Annotated in this window: 13 protein-coding genes and 2 pseudogenes; 5 read left to right on the plus strand and 10 right to left on the minus strand. The window is 38.6% G+C overall.

Annotated features, from left to right (window positions below; all coding sequences use genetic code 11):
- Positions 1 to 84: 84 nt before the first annotated feature.
- Positions 85 to 1,329: a YSIRK-targeted surface antigen transcriptional regulator gene (locus tag G4D54_12900; GenBank protein ID QJA05201.1), complete on the minus strand. Its 1,245-nt coding sequence runs from the start codon at positions 1,327 to 1,329 to the stop codon at positions 85 to 87.
- Between the two features lie 534 nt (positions 1,330 to 1,863).
- Between G4D54_12900 and G4D54_12905 the strand changes: the two genes are divergently transcribed.
- From G4D54_12905 to G4D54_12920, 4 genes are all read left to right on the plus strand, one after another.
- On the plus strand, positions 1,864 to 3,213 hold the full coding sequence (locus tag G4D54_12905) for a DUF3440 domain-containing protein (protein QJA03280.1): 1,350 nt from the start codon (positions 1,864 to 1,866) through the stop codon (positions 3,211 to 3,213).
- Complete coding sequence (locus tag G4D54_12910) at positions 3,191 to 3,736, plus strand: ParB N-terminal domain-containing protein (GenBank protein QJA03281.1); 546 nt, start codon at positions 3,191 to 3,193, stop codon at positions 3,734 to 3,736. The genes G4D54_12905 and G4D54_12910 overlap by 23 nt, the downstream gene beginning before the upstream one ends.
- 166 nt (positions 3,737 to 3,902) lie before the next feature.
- Positions 3,903 to 4,073, plus strand: coding sequence for a hypothetical protein (locus G4D54_12915; GenBank protein ID QJA03282.1), 171 nt, complete (start codon positions 3,903 to 3,905; stop codon positions 4,071 to 4,073).
- A gap of 32 nt (positions 4,074 to 4,105) precedes the next feature.
- Complete coding sequence (locus G4D54_12920) at positions 4,106 to 5,320, plus strand: IS256 family transposase (GenBank protein ID QJA03283.1); 1,215 nt, start codon at positions 4,106 to 4,108, stop codon at positions 5,318 to 5,320.
- Positions 5,321 to 5,775: 455 nt separating this feature from the next.
- Here the strand turns inward: G4D54_12920 and G4D54_12925 are convergent, their stop codons facing one another.
- The 5 genes from G4D54_12925 to G4D54_12945 all read right to left on the minus strand — a co-directional run bounded on the left by G4D54_12925 (position 5,776) and on the right by G4D54_12945 (position 12,187).
- Complete coding sequence (locus tag G4D54_12925) at positions 5,776 to 5,847, minus strand: IS110 family transposase (protein QJA05202.1); 72 nt, start codon at positions 5,845 to 5,847, stop codon at positions 5,776 to 5,778.
- A 233-nt stretch (positions 5,848 to 6,080) separates the two neighbouring features.
- A complete protein-coding gene (locus tag G4D54_12930; GenBank protein QJA03284.1) occupies positions 6,081 to 6,347 on the minus strand; it encodes an IS110 family transposase in 267 nt (88 codons plus the stop codon).
- Positions 6,348 to 7,161: 814 nt separating this feature from the next.
- Positions 7,162 to 9,570, minus strand: a complete 2,409-nt coding sequence (locus G4D54_12935) for a DUF5011 domain-containing protein (protein ID QJA03285.1) — start codon at positions 9,568 to 9,570, stop codon at positions 7,162 to 7,164.
- Positions 9,571 to 9,731: 161 nt separating this feature from the next.
- Positions 9,732 to 10,343 carry a recombinase family protein gene (locus G4D54_12940; GenBank protein ID QJA03286.1) on the minus strand — a complete coding sequence of 204 codons (612 nt, stop codon included), beginning with the start codon at positions 10,341 to 10,343 and terminating at the stop codon, positions 9,732 to 9,734.
- A gap of 887 nt (positions 10,344 to 11,230) precedes the next feature.
- A complete protein-coding gene (locus tag G4D54_12945) occupies positions 11,231 to 12,187 on the minus strand; it encodes a choloylglycine hydrolase family protein (protein ID QJA03287.1) in 957 nt (318 codons plus the stop codon).
- A gap of 935 nt (positions 12,188 to 13,122) precedes the next feature.
- Between G4D54_12945 and G4D54_12950 the strand changes: the two are divergent.
- A pseudogene (locus G4D54_12950) lies at positions 13,123 to 13,278 on the plus strand (recombinase family protein).
- A gap of 66 nt (positions 13,279 to 13,344) precedes the next feature.
- On the opposite strand, the pseudogene G4D54_12955 reads toward G4D54_12950, so the two are convergent.
- The 4 genes and pseudogenes from G4D54_12955 to G4D54_12970 form a co-directional block, all read right to left on the minus strand.
- Positions 13,345 to 15,026 (minus strand): annotated as a pseudogene (locus G4D54_12955) (DUF4368 domain-containing protein).
- Between the two features lie 74 nt (positions 15,027 to 15,100).
- Positions 15,101 to 15,355: a transposase gene (locus G4D54_12960; protein ID QJA03288.1), complete on the minus strand. Its 255-nt coding sequence runs from the start codon at positions 15,353 to 15,355 to the stop codon at positions 15,101 to 15,103.
- 417 nt (positions 15,356 to 15,772) lie between these two features.
- Complete coding sequence (locus G4D54_12965) at positions 15,773 to 16,033, minus strand: helix-turn-helix domain-containing protein (GenBank protein QJA03289.1); 261 nt, start codon at positions 16,031 to 16,033, stop codon at positions 15,773 to 15,775.
- On the minus strand, positions 16,014 to 16,454 hold the full coding sequence (locus tag G4D54_12970) for an RNA polymerase sigma factor (GenBank protein QJA03290.1): 441 nt from the start codon (positions 16,452 to 16,454) through the stop codon (positions 16,014 to 16,016). The genes G4D54_12965 and G4D54_12970 overlap by 20 nt, the downstream gene beginning before the upstream one ends.
- Between the last annotated feature and the right edge of the window lie 65 nt (positions 16,455 to 16,519).

Consider the following 16,519-nt stretch of genomic DNA (forward strand, 5'->3'; position numbering starts at 1 on the left):
GCTATGAAAGAAAAGAACTGTGAAAAGTGATGCTTTATCTGCACCATTTTTCACAGTTCTTTTTGTATGTTTTATCAGCTAAGGTCAATAGAGTTCTTTGTCCAGAAGAAAATTTTCATCAAAATCTCTTTGGGTTGTTCTATTCAAGAATTGCTTTGGTGTAATTCCCTCATATTTTTTAAAGGTCCTATAGAAATGCGAACTGTCAAAAAAACCTAAACGTTTTGAACATTCTGCAATCGGCATCCCCGTGGCTAAAAAAAACTTTGAAATGGCTATCTTTCGTTGATTGGCATATTCTGTGATGCTCATATGTACCTCTCTTTTAAAGTGCCGCCGTAACGCACTTTCTGAAAGAAAAAAATGCTTTGCCACATCAGATGTTTTATATGGTCCGTAAATCTTTAGGTTAATATACTGTATCACAGACAGTATGAAAGGTGAATAAGCACTGTTTGCCAGATTGTGCAGTTCTTTTGTGAAATGGATAATCGCACTATCCCTTACCGCCAGGACATCCACCAGTTTTTCTTTCTGTTCCAGTTTCTTTATGTAAAATTCTCGTAACCGGATCGTTTCCAGTACATCCTTTCCCATATGAAGAGCAAGGGAAGACAGTTTTTCCAGAATAACAATGGTATAGTTTTTTTCTGTGCGTACAGAATCATTATGCCAGGTGGGGATCACGCTGCATCCGATTTTGGCAACCCCCTGTTTCAAAGTATCCAGGTCTCCTTTTGCAACAAGTTCTAGTATTTTATTTTCATAATAGAAGGCATATTGCTCGGATTCAAAATCCTGAAAAAAAGGTCTCTTTAATGCCTGACTTTTTAATTCCAATTCATTCCGATAAACTTCTATATGAAGCCTTCTGGAATAAATTTCTTCCAGGTCGATATTTAAGATTGCCCCCAGCAGTATGACGAAATCACGAATATCCCCTAATGCGTAGATCGGTAGATTTTCATAGTAAGAAAACCACTCCTTCCCTGTGACAGAGGGCTGCGATTTCATTTTATCTCCTTCCACAAGTTTCTCGATTTCTTCCGGCTCCAGATGATTTGTTAAAAACGGACCAAGCGTGATAATAACATCCTTATGCCGGACAAATATAAAGATTTCTTTCAGCCAGCCATACTCATACCAGATAAGATCTCTGCAGTCCGTGTTTTCAGAATGGATACGGGAGAAATCATAAGGGATCTCATACCGGTTCCCGGAACTGTACACTTTGAGCAGCTTGAAACAAAGATCATAGATATGCACAGGTATTTTCGTTGTCACATGGAGTGCTTTTATATTCTGCAATTCTTTTCCTGTAAGTTTCATCAAACTCAATCCTCCTCTATATTGGCGGTTTCTGTCATATGAGGTCAAATCCCGCAAATCACAATAAAAAAGACGAAATTTACTTAAGTATAAAATAGCATAATTAAACGATAAAACACATTTAATTGATAAATAATATTAAAAACGCATCAATTATACAATTAAATTGGCCTTTTATACATTTATCAAATATTTTATTTAGAGATGCAGAATCTACAGAATCCTACCATACTTATACATGCCCTTTTCATCCATTTTGATGTACCGCTATAAAGAAAAAGAACGCAGTTTTGCCGATATTTCTTTTCAAATATATCATGATATGTTTTTTATGTATATTTGATTAAAACAGTAGTATAAAACAACCTTTTTTGTAAAAATACTGTCATAATATTGGATATTTTGGTTTTGTATCTTAGAATAGTCCTAATAGTAGTTTCTTTGACACATCATCAGGAAACAGGAAGACTTTTTATAACGGAAGGGGTGAGCTTGCATTCTGCTGTCTTACAGAAAGAACATGCAGTACATATTATGATAAAAAGATATCTGGATTTGAATGTATATGAAGCCTTATTGGAACGATTCCATTTTATTTTCCAGGAATTCGATTCCATTTATATTTCTTTTTCCGGTGGAAAAGACAGTGGACTGCTGCTGTATCTTCTGCTTGATTTTCGGGATTGGAACTATCCGGATAAAACGATTGGAGTATTCCATCAGGATTTTGAAGCCCAGTATTCAGCCACGACAAGATATGTAGAGGAAACCTTCCAGATGCTGGAAAAACGCCCTCATGTAGAATTGTATTGGATCTGCCTTCCTATGGCTACACGTACGGCACTGAGCAGCTATGAAATGTACTGGTACCCTTGGGATGATAAAAAGGCAGACAGCTGGGTACGTCCAATGCCGGAACATGATTATGTGTTCAATTTGACACATAATCCCATGACGACCTATCACTATAAGATGCACCAGGAAGACCTTGCAAGACAATTTGGCAGATGGTATCGCATATCCCATAACAATAAGAAAACGATCTGTCTTCTGGGAATTCGTGCCGATGAATCCTTACAGCGCTACAGCGGTTTTCTTAATAAGAAATACGGCTACAAAGGACAGTGCTGGATCACCCATCAGTTTAAAGATGTCTGGACTGCGTCCCCTCTGTATGACTGGTCGGTCAATGATATCTGGCATGCCTACTATCGCTTTGATTATCCATATAATGAATTATATGATTTATTTTACAAGGCCGGCCTGACGGTTTACCAGATGCGCGTAGCCTCCCCTTTTCAAGACTATGCCAAGGATTCGCTGAATCTTTATCGGGTCATCGATCCCCAGATATGGACAAAGCTGCTCGGGCGTGTGCAGGGCGCAAATTTTACTTCTATCTATTCAAAAACAAGAGCTATGGGATACCGTAACATCACGCTTCCCGAGGGTCATACGTGGCAATCCTATACCAAATTTTTGCTGGCAACGCTGCCGAAACGCCTGCAGAAAAATTATGTCGATAAGTTTAATAAATCTCTAAAGTTCTGGCATACTGTTGGCGGCGGATTAGAGGAAGAGACCATTCAAGAGCTGATAGAACATGGATACCATATCAAGAGAAACGGCATATCCAACTATACGATATTTAAAAATTCACGCATTATTTTTCTGGATAAGATTCCAGATCATACAGATGATATCAAGTCTACAAAGGATATACCAAGCTGGAAACGGATGTGTTTCTGCATTTTAAAAAACGATCATATCTGCCGTTTCATGGGATTTGGTTTGACACGTGAACAGCAAAAAAAGTTAGATTACTTAAAAGATAAATATAGAACTGTGGAGGAACTAAACGATGACAAAAAGTCCCGTATATGACATACGAGCCGTACCTGTTGAAAAGATTCATCCCAATGATTACAACCCCAATGCAGTAGCACCACCGGAAATGAAACTTCTCTATGACAGTATCAAAGCAGACGGCTATACGATGCCGATTGTATGTTATTATGATAAACCAAACGATGAGTATATCATAGTGGATGGCTTTCATAGATACCGGATCATGAAAGAATATCCAGATATCTATGAGCGGGAACAGGGTCTATTGCCTGTTTCTGTGATCGATAAACCATTAGATCAGAGAATGGCGAGCACCATCCGTCATAACCGTGCAAGAGGTAGTCATGATGTAGATTTAATGAGCAATATCGTCAAAGAACTGCATGAATTCGGACGCTCAGATACATGGATCGCAAAACATCTTGGAATGGATCGAGATGAGATATTACGTTTGAAACAGATTACTGGGTTGGCTGCTTTATTCAAGGAAGTTGACTTTGGAGAATCCTGGGAACCGATAGAAGATCTTCCTTTTGAATCAGACAATATGGAGAAATAATTCCTGTAGGTATGTGAATATCTAAAAATAGTGTTATCAATATTCATATTGTTTCAAGCATTGTATAAAACGTGTTTTTAATGTAATAATCGGGCCAAATGCAATATAGTATACGGTAAACAGCGAGTTATAATTACAGGTGTAGAAATCAAAAGGAGTGAGCCAAATGTCAGACAAAGGATTTACAGACAAAGTAAAAGGTAAAGTAAAAAAAGCTGTTGGTGATGCAACAGGTGACAATTCTGCGTATTTATGCTTTTTGCAAAAGGTGTACTTTTTGATAGTTCAGGAATATAGCAAAAGATGTGTAAATAGTAAAAAGCGGGTAAGAATGTAGATACGAAACATACTTACAGGAGGAAAAATACTATGAACACATCTTTTATTTCGACAAAGCAGATCAAGGACCTTGTGAATGAACAAAAGTTTACATCAACACAGGACATTATGGAGTGCATGAAAGGCATGTTTGCGGATGTATTAGAACAGACCTTACAGGCTGAAATTGATCAGCATTTAGGCTATGATCGCGCTGAAAGAACGACATGTGAAGGCAAGAAAAACTATCGCAACGGATCTGTAAAACGCACAATGAAAACACAGTTAGGTGAAGTGGATGTGAATGTACCACGTGATCGTAACGGTGAATTTGAACCTCAGATTATTGGAAAATATCAGAGAAATGCCGATGGCATTGAGAAATGCATCCTTTCCTTGTATGCTACTGGAATGTCCACAAGAGATATCAGAGACCAGATCAAAGGACTGTACGATGTAGAGATTTCAGAAGGACTGGTAAGCAAGATCAGCGAGCGCATTCTGCCCGAAGTAACAGAATGGCAAAACAGACCCTTAGAAGCCTTCTATCCATTCATATTTATGGATGCGATCCATTATAAAATCAGAGAAGATCATCAGGTCGTGACTAAGGTTGCATACGTTGTTTTGGGCATCAATAACGAAGGAATGAAGGAAGTTTTAGGATTATGGGTAGGAGCCAGTGAATCTGCGAAATACTGGATGGGAGTGCTGAATGAGTTGAAAAGCAGAGGGGTTAAGGATGTTTCCTTATTCTGCGTAGATAGTCTTACAGGCTTCAGAGAAATTATAGGAGCTGTCTATCCAAAGGCACGTATTCAGCGTTGTATTATCCATCAAATTCGCAACAGCACACGCTTCGTGAGTTATAAGCATATCAAGGAGTTCATGAGAGATTTAAAAACTGTTTACCAAGCAAATACAGAGGAACAGGCACTGAATCAGTTAGCAATTTTCAAGGATAAATGGGGCAAGCAATATCCAACCGCAGTACGTAGCTGGGAAGAGAATTGGGATATACTAAGCACATACTATGATTATCCAGTTGAAATCCGCAAAATCATTTACACGACAAATGCGATTGAAGGATTGAACAGACAGTTCAGAAAAGTCACGAAAACAAAGACGGTTTTCCCAAATGATGACAGTTTGAGAAAGATGCTTTACTTGGCTATTCAGAACCTCAGCAGCAAATGGACACAGAGATGTCGAAACTGGGATATGATTCAAAATCAACTTGCCATTATGGAAGCAGTAGAAGCATAATGAGTAATGATAAAGGCATATAAAAATTAGATAATAGAAATCAAGCCTAAATTTCAGAAAATATCACTTCATTATCAGTAGATCACTTGTCTACGACAAAAAGATGGAATCTTCCATTTTTTTAAAAAATATGTATAATATAAATAGGCTATCTTTGAAAGATAGTGTTGTTATTGCACATACTGTAAATGATTTTAGCTAGTTTAGCGGTACATGCAACCTTGGCGGCTTATGAATTTAACGGGTTCAATTGCTGCCTTTTCTTTTGATAAAACTGATTGATGGGATTTACTTTCTTTAACCTTATATTACATGTGACCGCTAAATACAGTAGACATCGTAATTGCTTGTTTCCCTTCTTTGAGATAGATAAAATGATCACCATCCAGTTGTCCTGATTGACTGATATTTGGATCTAAGCCAAGATAAGCTATCAATGCTTCCCGTGTCTTAAATCACTTTATATCACCTATTTCTGCCAATATTCTAGATGCCAGGTTAGGACCGATTCCATCTATGCTTAAAATATGCTTAAAATATGCTTAAAATAAGATAATATTCATTTATCGTTTCCGCTATCTGAATTATTTTCCGTAGGGTTTTATCCGCATCGTTTCTGATCATCTCAACTTTCTCTAACAGGTCCTGTAATATCTTGACTTCAATATTATCATAATCGCATCCAGGGTATGTTTCATTCGCAAAAATCAAGCTTGAGTTTTTTTAGAATGGATACCTTCTTTTCGTTTTCTGGCAGATTCTAGCGGCGAAATGATATATTGTTTGATATCATTTTTTCAAGAAATCTTTGAAGTGGATGTGTGTATACACCTGTAGCTTCATAAACCACACAGACTTTCTCGCCAACTTTATCAGAAAGAATTTTAATATCTGTTTTTAAACGAGCGAATCCTTCAACATCATGGTTGATTTTATGTACTCCTCCAACTTTCTTATTATTCTTCTCAAAAAGAATATAGTGACTGTTTCCATTGGATACATCAATACTAATTATAGGTCCTTCCATCACTAGTTCCTCCTCACTAATATCATAGAGTTTACTTCCTGTATCTTGTTCCATATAGTTTCGTTGTACATACTGACTGAATCATAAACGATCGTCGTTTTAGATATAAGCTTATTCATAAACAAGAATAGGAAGAATGATGTTTTTTATTACTAACTCAAAGGTTTATAAAGCAAGCACGTCATTTCTTCTCTATCGACTTTATTCTGTTTGTATGCAACAAAAAGATAAAGCCAGGAATAATTATACACCCTGGCTTTCTATCATGAATATCAAATTTATAGTTGATTCTCTTTCCTACAGAAATTATTCTTTCTATTTCATATGGGTTATTCAATTCTATATTAAGCAGGTTGTTTTTCTTCCTGCTTTTATTATACGAAAAATCAGTATAACCCTTGATGAATTGGGCATACTGATAATACATAAACAAATGATGATTAGACAAGATTCGTCATCTACTATCTATACCTGTCGATTTTTACTTACACATAATTCTTCACATTCCTAATAGTTCAGTACAGATCATTGCTGTTTCAACAAGCGATATTTATTAAACATCATTATACTAAAAAGACCGTAATACGAGGATTGTTTTATCCAAATATTACGGTTCCTTTTTGAGATTCGAGACCGTTTGTTGAATCAGCAATCACCTATTCCTAGTTACAGCACCTCAGATCATTGATAAAGCGGGTATCACTTTTCATTTAAATTCATGAAAATCACCACGTTCAATCAAATCTGAATGGATTTAAAAGGAATATTCCTGCTCTGCAAGAATCACTTGCTGCATCTCTCCTTATTTCATAGTCTATCGATCTCTCAATGCTTTCTTTTTCTTCCATACCGCCAGGATAGCGATACATACTACACTCATTTCGAACAGAGAGGTATAGAAGCTTATATTGGTTCGATCTCCTGTTTCTACACTACCTGTATCTTTGTTCTGCTCATCCGTATCCGGTTTATTTATATCTGCTTTGAATTCTTTATCCTTTACGGTGATCGTTATCGTCTTCGTTGTGGACGCTCCTTCACTGTCTGTTACTTTATATGTAACTTCATATGTTCCGGCTTTTGTCATGTCTACTGTATTCTTGGCGATCTCGATCTTAGCAGTGAGGTCGCCATCTTCCTTGTCAGTAGCTGTCACATCCTTCTTTGGATCAAATGTGTCTCCTACTGTAAGTGTTTTATCTTCTGCCTGAATAGTCGGAACTTCATTCAATTTTTCCATTTTTGGATTGACAGTGACTGTGATCGTCTTCGTTGTGGACGCTCCTTCACTGTCTGTTACTTTATATGTAACTTCATATGTTCCGGCTTTTGTCATGTCTACTGTATTCTTGGCGATCTCGATCTTAGCTGTAAGGTCGCCATCTTCCTTGTCAGTAGCTGCCACATCCTTCTTTGGATCAAATGTGTCTCCTACTATAAGTGTTTTATCTTCTGCCTGAATAGTCGGAACTTCATTCAATTTTTCCATTTTTGGATTGACAGTGACTGTGATCGTCTTCGTTGTGGACGCTCCTTCACTGTCTGTTACTTTATATGTAACTTCATATGTTCCGGCTTTTGTCATGTCTACTGTATTCTTGACGATCTCGATCTTAGCTGTAAGGTCGCCATCTTCCTTGTCAGTAGCTGCCACATCCTTCTTTGGATCAAATGTGTCTCCTACTATAAGTGTTTTATCTTCTGCGTTGATTTCAGGGACTTTGTTTAATGGCTCCATCCTTTTCTTCCATGTTGCTACATATGTCGTAGAAGCGCTCACAGTCTCACTGATTTCAGGTGTCCATCCGGTAAAGAGATATCCGGTTCTTTCCGGAGTCCCTTTGAAGGAAGGCGTTTCAGCTCCATAGACCAGATCAGTCGTAATCTGATTTTCAAACACTTCTTCATCCTCTACTCCATCTGTATATGTTACAGTATAACGCGTTTTGACACCTTGTCCTGCCGGAATAGGAAAATAAACTTTTTCCCCATCTGCCAGTGTGATATATGTTTTTCCATTGAGTGGATACCATTTTCCTTCATCGAAATCAATAGCATCTGCATTCAAGGTCACTTTATAAGTTAATCGATACGTATAATATTTTTTATTTCCCTCAGTGGATTCTTCTGCATTCTCAAGCTTCCATGTAAAACCTTCTTCATCTTGTACGATCGATTCGGGTAATCCACTTACTGAAACGAATGGCGCAGAACCATCGAATACAGATAATCCTTTACCGTCAAGACCGCTCGTGATCGTTTCTGTAATCGCCTTAAACGCATCCACCAGATCATCAGAATCATCTGCATCATAAGCATTCTTCATTTCACTGGCAATATTGTTTTTTAAATATGCAGAGACTGTTGGTCCTCCCTGATAGGTCATTTCACGACTCGCACCGTAACAGATCGTATAGACAGTTGATTTGCCTTTGAGTGTTTTTGCTTCAGCAGCAGTAGCGTCGTTGATCGTTTCACTTCCTTTATCTCCGTCACCACCTACATGATATCTGGTGTTGGAGATGGTTACATGTGTATAAAAGATACAATTGATATCAGAGGTACAGTTCTTCAAATAATAAGTTGGTGCACCATCTGTCAGTACGATCGTATTCTTGCTCTCAATATCCTGAATCGCAGTATCATCAAATAGTTGGCTAGCCTGTTTGATACCTGCGTGTAGATTTGTTCCGCCATCCGCATATAATTGATTTATAGCATTATCTGCAGACGCTTTCCCATCTGCAGATGAAACATCCGTCCAATTTAAGATAATATTCGTGTTAGTAGCAAAATTCACGATAGCGAGATAACGTCCACTATCCGGCTCATCTCCTGCATACTTTTTAACGAACTCCTTGGCTGTGTTCTTTGCATTTATCAATCGTTGATAATCTCCCATACTTCCTGATGTATCTATCACGAGGATCGTTGCAGATTTCTTCGTGAGCTTGCTTAGATTTTGTTCTGTTACGACTTCCAAAGTAATATCGTAAGTGTTGTCGTCGTTTTCACTTTTGACAGCTGTTTTGTTAACGGAATGGATACCTTCTGGTAATGCTTGATCCAATTCACCCTCAACCCAAGTATTAGACTCGTTATAATAGCCGTTTTTAACTGTATCAGCATCGTTCATTGCCATTAAATCAGTTGGCAAAAACGATAAGCATAGGATACATGTAAGAAAAATACTAAAAAGTTTACTCATTTTCAATTTTCGCATAATTTCCCTCCTTAAATTTATCAATAAGTAGACTTTTTGAAATAAGTTATAAAAAATTATTTATGTATGCCGATATTCTTATTTAAAGATAAAAAAACACTGGTAAAATTTGTAAATTTGTTTTAATATAGATGAAGAGAGGAGGTGTCAAAAGGTCTACTTTATGACACTTTGCTTTTCATCCTATATTCTTTTAAGCGTCTATAAAAGGTTGCTTTACTTATTCCGCATACTTTTAACACCTCCTCTATCGGAAGTTTTTTCTTTTCCCATTCGGAAACGAGTTTTCCAAAATTCTCTGGTAATGCTATTTCTGGTCTGCCAAATTTTATTCCTTTTTCTTTGGCAACGGCAATACCCTGAGCCTGTCTTTTCCTTATATTTTCACGCTCATTCTGTGCTACAAATGATAGTATCTGCAACACAAGGTCAGCAATGAAAGTTCCCATCAAATCTTTTCCATTTCGTGTGTCCAGTAAGGGCATATCGAGCACACATATATCGATTCCTTTCTCTTTAGTTAGAATTCTCCATTGTTCCTGTATATCCAGATAATTTCTGCCTAGACGGTCTATACTCAGAATATAAAGTAAATCGCCGTATTTTAATTTTTTAACAAGTCTTTTGTATTGCGGACGTTCAAAACTTTTTCCAGACTGTTTATCTATGAAAATATTACTAGGAACTACGTCTCTATGTGTTAACTCAACTATTTGTCGTTCCTCATTCTGATCTATACTTGAAACTCTTACATATCCATAACTTTGTGCCATACTTCTTGGTCCTCCTTTTTGATGTAGTAATATATGAAACACTAAAAATAAAAAAACACCTCACCATAAAAGTAAAGTGCTTCGTCAATAAATATTATATTGTTTACAAGGAAAGTTTTTTCAAAGGAAAAACAAAAGAAAAAAGCAAAATGTTCCATCAGAAAATAATTTACTTTTAGAAGACATTATAAAAAAGATGATTAAAAAGGTAAATCAGCAATATAAAATCAGATTTCTGTTTTTCAATTTCTTTCCTTTTTATTATACACAATCATAACGCCATTGCATCTCAGATATTCAAGCAGTTTTCGTGTTTTTTTCTTGTAATCGTAGGTTGCTAATTCATCAGCAATTTCGGCTTCAGCACACTTTTCATATCTTATTTAAGTTATTTGCTTTAAACATTCAGTTTCCATTATCATTGTATTCTCTCCTCAACTATCTAAAAACTCCATGTAATGGCCAAATAGACAAAGTGAAGTGTCATGATGAAATATATGTGTGATAAGAGCTCTCCAATTTTTCTTAAAAAGAGGAGCACGAATAAGCCTTTGTGTCATGACCTTCACAAGTGAAAGCAATTAACTGTATTCTAATGATATGCTAAAAAGAAGATGTGTTCTTAATCTCGCTCTCTTTCCGCAAACGCTGAAATATATAAACGGAGATTCCGACTATACCTTTGGGCAATACGGAAAAAAGAGCAAGAAAATAACCCACACATAACATGAAGAATATATGAGCTAAGATATTAAAATATTCAGTTATGGTAGTACATGGGGCACTGTTTAGTCGTTCTTGAGTTTTTGGTAAATTGCTTAAAACACTTCATACACAATCCCTCGTATAATAGCATATAACCATTACCTTCAAACAATGAATACAACCTAATTTTGAAAACTGATTATTTCTTTTTCCATCATTGGATAAGATATGATTTTATCAGAATCTAAATCTTCCTTAAACATATCCACACCTATAATTTGGTGTCCGTTATACGTTGTGTAATAATATATTCCATTATACAAGTCGCAGCAAGAAGAATAGATGGTATATTCATATTCACCTTCACTCACCTCGCAAAGTCCCTTTTGCTGCTCTACTGATCCAAGGATATGAAAGAACTGACTCAAATCATTTTCGTCGCTTGTTGCATTGGATCGAGTAAAGGCAACACGAACAAATCGAGACGGACTTGATAAATCTCCAGGCAATCCAAATGCACCAAATCCGCGTGAATACGGGGCAAGATTTAAATCCTTTGAAAATGTATTTTCTGGTTGCTTATTGGTCAAATACATGTAGTCATTCAACCTAGAAATCTGTTCTTTAAATGGTGGATTGTTGGTTAAAACATGTGTAGGATTATCATATATATGCATACCATCTTTCATACATTCTATAACAATGCTGTCTGTGTCATCGCTAATCATATAATGCAATTGTGCAGGTGGAAGTTTACTGTTGAAGGCGGTATTCACTACATTAGTATGTTCAAGTAATTCCTTGACTTCTTTAATATTCGCACATTGAGACAATACCCATGGAATAAACTCAAAGGATGTAATGTTATCCCTTCCATCTACATGAGCATTAAAATATGTATTTCCGACAAAATTTAATCCTGCCATTCCTACTCCTTTTTCGTTTATGGCATCGTAGTATAATGGATAATCTCCTACAATATATGCCATACCTATTATAGCATAATGTTTTCCTTGTTTATTAGTATGGCGAAACTTAAAATTATAATTTCTGGGCGAAACGGTAATTTTCTCCCCATAGGAAAATTCGTAGTCTAAATTTCTTCCAAAAAATTGTTTAAATCTCAGTACTGTACACATTGTTGATTCCTCCTTACGCTTAAGCTTAACATATTGAATTAGTACTGCTTACCAGAACTTCAGGGTAGATGAAGTCTAATTGTCTTGGATGCAATAAAATAATAAAACCTCTTTAATATAATGTGATTTTGAAGCCCTAGATTCTTCTTTTCTCAATTCTCCTCAACGTCATTCTGCTTACCATAATCATGTATATCAGCCATACTGACTTATTCTCTTACCATTGAGCGTCTTCCTGAAACACCAGAGGTAATCTAGCTTATGGCTAAGAAGATATGATTAAAAGTAGAGAAAATGGCACAGTCCAGACGGAGCCTGCAATTGTGTCAAAAAATATTTGTGATTTGAATATAAAAATGAAGCAGTTAATATTTCCAAATAACACACCCTATTTTTAAAATATAATGAATTGCTTTTTAATTTTTTTTGTTGTTTCATAAGATAAATCTCCTTTTAGTTCTAATCTCAATTTAAAAGCTGATTTACTACTAACAGGAATTGTTCTCCATAAAAGTTTTAATAACCAAAGGTGTGGTGGCATTAGTATTTACAATATTGTCATTTATATTCAAAGGTAACCAATTACATAAATCAACACTTGAATGGGACAAATATTTTTTGAAAATAGAATCTACTTTCAAAAGTATCTAATTTACTATTTTTACCCTGTCTCAAAGATGATTTGCTTGACATTTTTTCTTAATATTTGTATTATGATGATGTATTCCTTAGAATACACCTACTGGTTAGTTCAATCAAAGCATCCTTGTAGATTCATACGTGGATGCTTTTTTTGTCCTAAAAAGCAAATAAAGGGCGGAGATATATGGAATATAATTTTTCTCTTCATATGTCAAAGGAAGGAACTTTGACATATGAGATAAAAATCATCCTCAGAAAGTGTGTGATATTCTCACACGAAGGAGGAAAAAACTATGAAAGTATTTGGCTATGCCAGAAGAAGTTCGTCAGAAAAAAGTAAATCGAACTACAGCATAGAATCACAAAAACGTGTATGCAATGAGCTTGCTGCAAGAGATAACAGGACGATTGAAAAATGGTATATTGATGAAGGATATTCCGGAACAACCTTTGTTGAGGTAAGATAACGTAACCTTTTTTGCAGAGGGCGTTATCTTACCTCTTTTTGATGTATGTTAGATAGCATAACTCTTTACGTCGGCTCCTATCTGTCTGAAATAGGAGATACTTTCGGTAGGCTTGTCGCCCGTATCAACTCTGCCGACAAAGCTATAAAAGATTTCGATTTTGCGGGTGTTCGTTTCCTTATCCAGTTCGTGAATAAGAATACGGTCAATAAATTCATGGACGTTTTCGTAGGTCAGTTCGGTAATGGCGGTGTATCTGCGTACCAGTGCGACAAACCTTTTTCACGTCCGCGCTGCGCTCGGTGGCGTTGTCGATTTCCTGTGACAGCTCCGCAATCCTCCGGGTCAGCGTCTTTTTTTCTTCATCATAGCCGGAAGTCAGAAAAGCAAACTGTTCATCAGAAAGTTTCCCTAAAGCGTTGTCCTCGTAGAGCTTGCGGAATAAGATGTTCAGCTCGCTAATGCGGCTCTGCGCCTTGTCAAGCTCTTTCCGCTGCTGTGTCAGCGTCTTTTGTACTGCCTTTGCGCTGCACTCGTTGGCGGTTTCGATAAACTCCTGTTCATGCTCTTTCACATAGGACAGCACCCTCTGTAAATCAGCAAGGACAAGTTCTTTAAGGACGCTCTTTCGGATATAATGGGTAGTGCAAAGCTCGCCAGTCCTTATCCTGTTTCGGTACTTTCCGCAAGTGTAGGCGTGTTTGCGTTCCAGTGTCCCGGCTCCCTGTTGCAGATACATTTTATAGCCGCAATCTCCACAAAAGAGAAGTCCCGAAAAAATGTCAATTTCATCAACCTTTGTAGGGCGGTGTTTGGTAGCAATCCGTTTCTGTGCAAGGTCAAAGGTTTCTTCGTCAATCAAAGGTTCGTGCGTGTTGGGGGAAAAAAGTATTGCTTTTCCTCCGGGTTCTTTTTTCGTCTTTTTTCGATTTGTAAGATACCTTATAGCTCTTGCCCGTAATGGTATGCCCCAAATATTCTTTGCGTCCAAGAATATCATACAGTGTCTTATCCGGCCAGTTATAAATACAGGTCGGGTGCGGGCGCGGGTGGCGGCAACTGCCGGAACGACGGTAGCGCAGTTCTGAAACAGTAAGTACCTCATGTTCCCGTAGCCAGTTCTGGATTTCGCAGATACGGTCGCCGCGCACATACATAGCGAAAATCTGTTTTACAATGTGCGCCGTTTCCGGGTCGGGCAATAGATGATTGCGGTCGTTTGGGTCGGCTATGTAACCATACGGCACTTCGCCGTTGACACGCTCGCCTTTCTGTGCCTTTGCCTGTTTAACAGCCCGGATTTTCTTTGAGGTGTCGCGGGCGTAAAACTCGTTGAACCAGTTCCGCAGAGGGGTAAACTCGTTATCTTCCCTCGCTGTGTCTACACCGTCGTTAATGGCAATGTAGCGCACTTCATATTCGGGGAAAACAATCTCTATCAGTTCGCCGGTTTTCAGATAATTGCGTCCCAGACGGGAAAGGTCTTTTGTTATGACGGTCGCCACGTTCCCGGCTTCAACCTCATGCAGCATGGCTTGAAGCCCCTCACGCTCGAAACTCACGCCGGAAAATCCGTCGTCTACAAAAAAGCGCGTATTGAAAAAGTGGTGTTCGTCAGCGTACTTTTGTAAAATCAGCTTTTGGTTCTGTATGCTCTCGCTTTCCCCGGCCTGCATATCTTCCTGGCTCAATCTGCAATATAAAGCGGTAATCTTGTCTGTCTGTAACATTTTGTCCTCCTTTCCGACGACAGACAAGCATGGTATTTGTACTGTCTATATTATACCACATACCGCTGCCTGTGTCATGTATAAAATGTGAAGAAACGCCCTATTTTCAGGCGTTTACGGGGGTTCAGCTCCATGTCTTTGCGAATGAGCTTTTTTATCTTTTTATCCAGTGTGTCCGTTGCGCGTTCACTTGCAGACGAACATACAAGGTAAGTAACTTTTCCGATTTTATGCTCCGTTGTGGTAACGGGCGTTTGGTTTTGCGTCAAAGAAAATCCCCCTTTCTTTCGCAAACATATAATACAGTCTATGAATAGCAGCAAGTCCACTATTCAATAAAACAAAGGCTTTAATCGGACGGTTATTAGCATAACCTCATGGGAATTTCACCCCGGCATGGTTCTCATGCAGCCCTACCCATTGCCTGCGACGCTCTTAACGCTCGGACTGTGGCTGTAAGGAAGTATCATTGTATATTCTGCGTGTCGTTGCCCGCAAACCGCTACACTTGCTTTCCGGCGCGGTGTTGGTCGCTCGGCTGTCCGGGCGGTGATAACCTCGCCCGGATAGCGTCATGGCGCACCCGCCGTATGGCTCGACGCAAAAGGAACGTATCCGATTTGCCCTATGCTGCGCCGCCGTTATCTTGCGCCGCTTTCTTTTTCAAGGTTCAAAATGGCTGTGCTACCCGCGTCAACAGCGGAACGGAAAAGGGGGTGAGAGAAAGCGTCCCGCCGCCGTTGCGGTTATTCCTCTGTCCTAAAGGTGAGGACAGCCATCATCAGTTTTGCTTGCAGCCGTTCCCGAATGTCGTGGTCTACGCCGAAATAGACGTTCCCGCGCTCGTCGTACAGCTTCCGCATGGAGAGGCGGGCTATGTAGCCGCTAAAATGCTGCAAGACAATCTTCATGGCGTCCGGGTCGCCCTTTGTCGCTGCCACAATGACAGGATAGGGAACAAGGGCATTTTCCGGGTAGCCGGGTTCGTTACCATTCGTCCCATTCATCAGCATTTTCCTCCAGATATTTTCTTAATTTCTCAAAAGAGCTTGTCCGCCTGTACTGTATCGTGCTTCTCGATGTATTGAACAACTTCGCAATCTCGGTGTCGTTCATTCCCTCGAAATAGTACAGGAGTACGGCTTTGCGCTTTTCTTCCGGCAAAGTACGGATTGCTTCAAGAAGCAGCTTCGGCGTGATTTTCTTCCCGGCTTTCTCAAAGACGGTTTCGGCGGTTTCCCGTTTGAAATATTCATCAAAGGTATGAAGCTGCCGCGCTTCGTCTAAGGGCAAATCGGAAAAGGTGACTTCCCTTGCCTTATGCCTGTGCAGCTCCCTGTGAGCGTCACACGCTTCATTGTGCAGCACCGTATTACAAAACTTCTGAAAAGCACATTGTTTGTAAAACTCCCTGCTATTAGGTTCCACATTCTCACCTCCTTTCTCGTTGGAAAGTTGGTGGTGCTTCCCCCTTTTCGCGGGGCAATACGGCG

The organism is [Clostridium] innocuum, from assembly GCA_012317185.1.
Taxonomy (GTDB): Bacteria; Bacillota_I; Bacilli_A; order Erysipelotrichales; family Erysipelotrichaceae; genus Clostridium_AQ; species Clostridium_AQ innocuum.

Coding starts and splice junctions, on each gene's coding strand:
- G4D54_12900 (QJA05201.1), bottom strand. CDS start 1,329: ATGAAACTTACAGGAAAAGAATTGCAGAATATAAAAGCACTCCATGTG.
- G4D54_12905 (QJA03280.1), top strand. CDS start 1,864: ATGATAAAAAGATATCTGGATTTGAATGTATATGAAGCCTTATTGGAA.
- G4D54_12910 (QJA03281.1), top strand. CDS start 3,191: ATGACAAAAAGTCCCGTATATGACATACGAGCCGTACCTGTTGAAAAG.
- G4D54_12915 (QJA03282.1), top strand. CDS start 3,903: ATGTCAGACAAAGGATTTACAGACAAAGTAAAAGGTAAAGTAAAAAAA.
- G4D54_12920 (QJA03283.1), top strand. CDS start 4,106: ATGAACACATCTTTTATTTCGACAAAGCAGATCAAGGACCTTGTGAAT.
- G4D54_12930 (QJA03284.1), bottom strand. CDS start 6,347: ATGGAAGGACCTATAATTAGTATTGATGTATCCAATGGAAACAGTCAC.
- G4D54_12935 (QJA03285.1), bottom strand. CDS start 9,570: ATGCGAAAATTGAAAATGAGTAAACTTTTTAGTATTTTTCTTACATGT.
- G4D54_12940 (QJA03286.1), bottom strand. CDS start 10,343: ATGGCACAAAGTTATGGATATGTAAGAGTTTCAAGTATAGATCAGAAT.
- G4D54_12945 (QJA03287.1), bottom strand. CDS start 12,187: ATGTGTACAGTACTGAGATTTAAACAATTTTTTGGAAGAAATTTAGAC.
- G4D54_12965 (QJA03289.1), bottom strand. CDS start 16,033: ATGAATGGGACGAATGGTAACGAACCCGGCTACCCGGAAAATGCCCTT.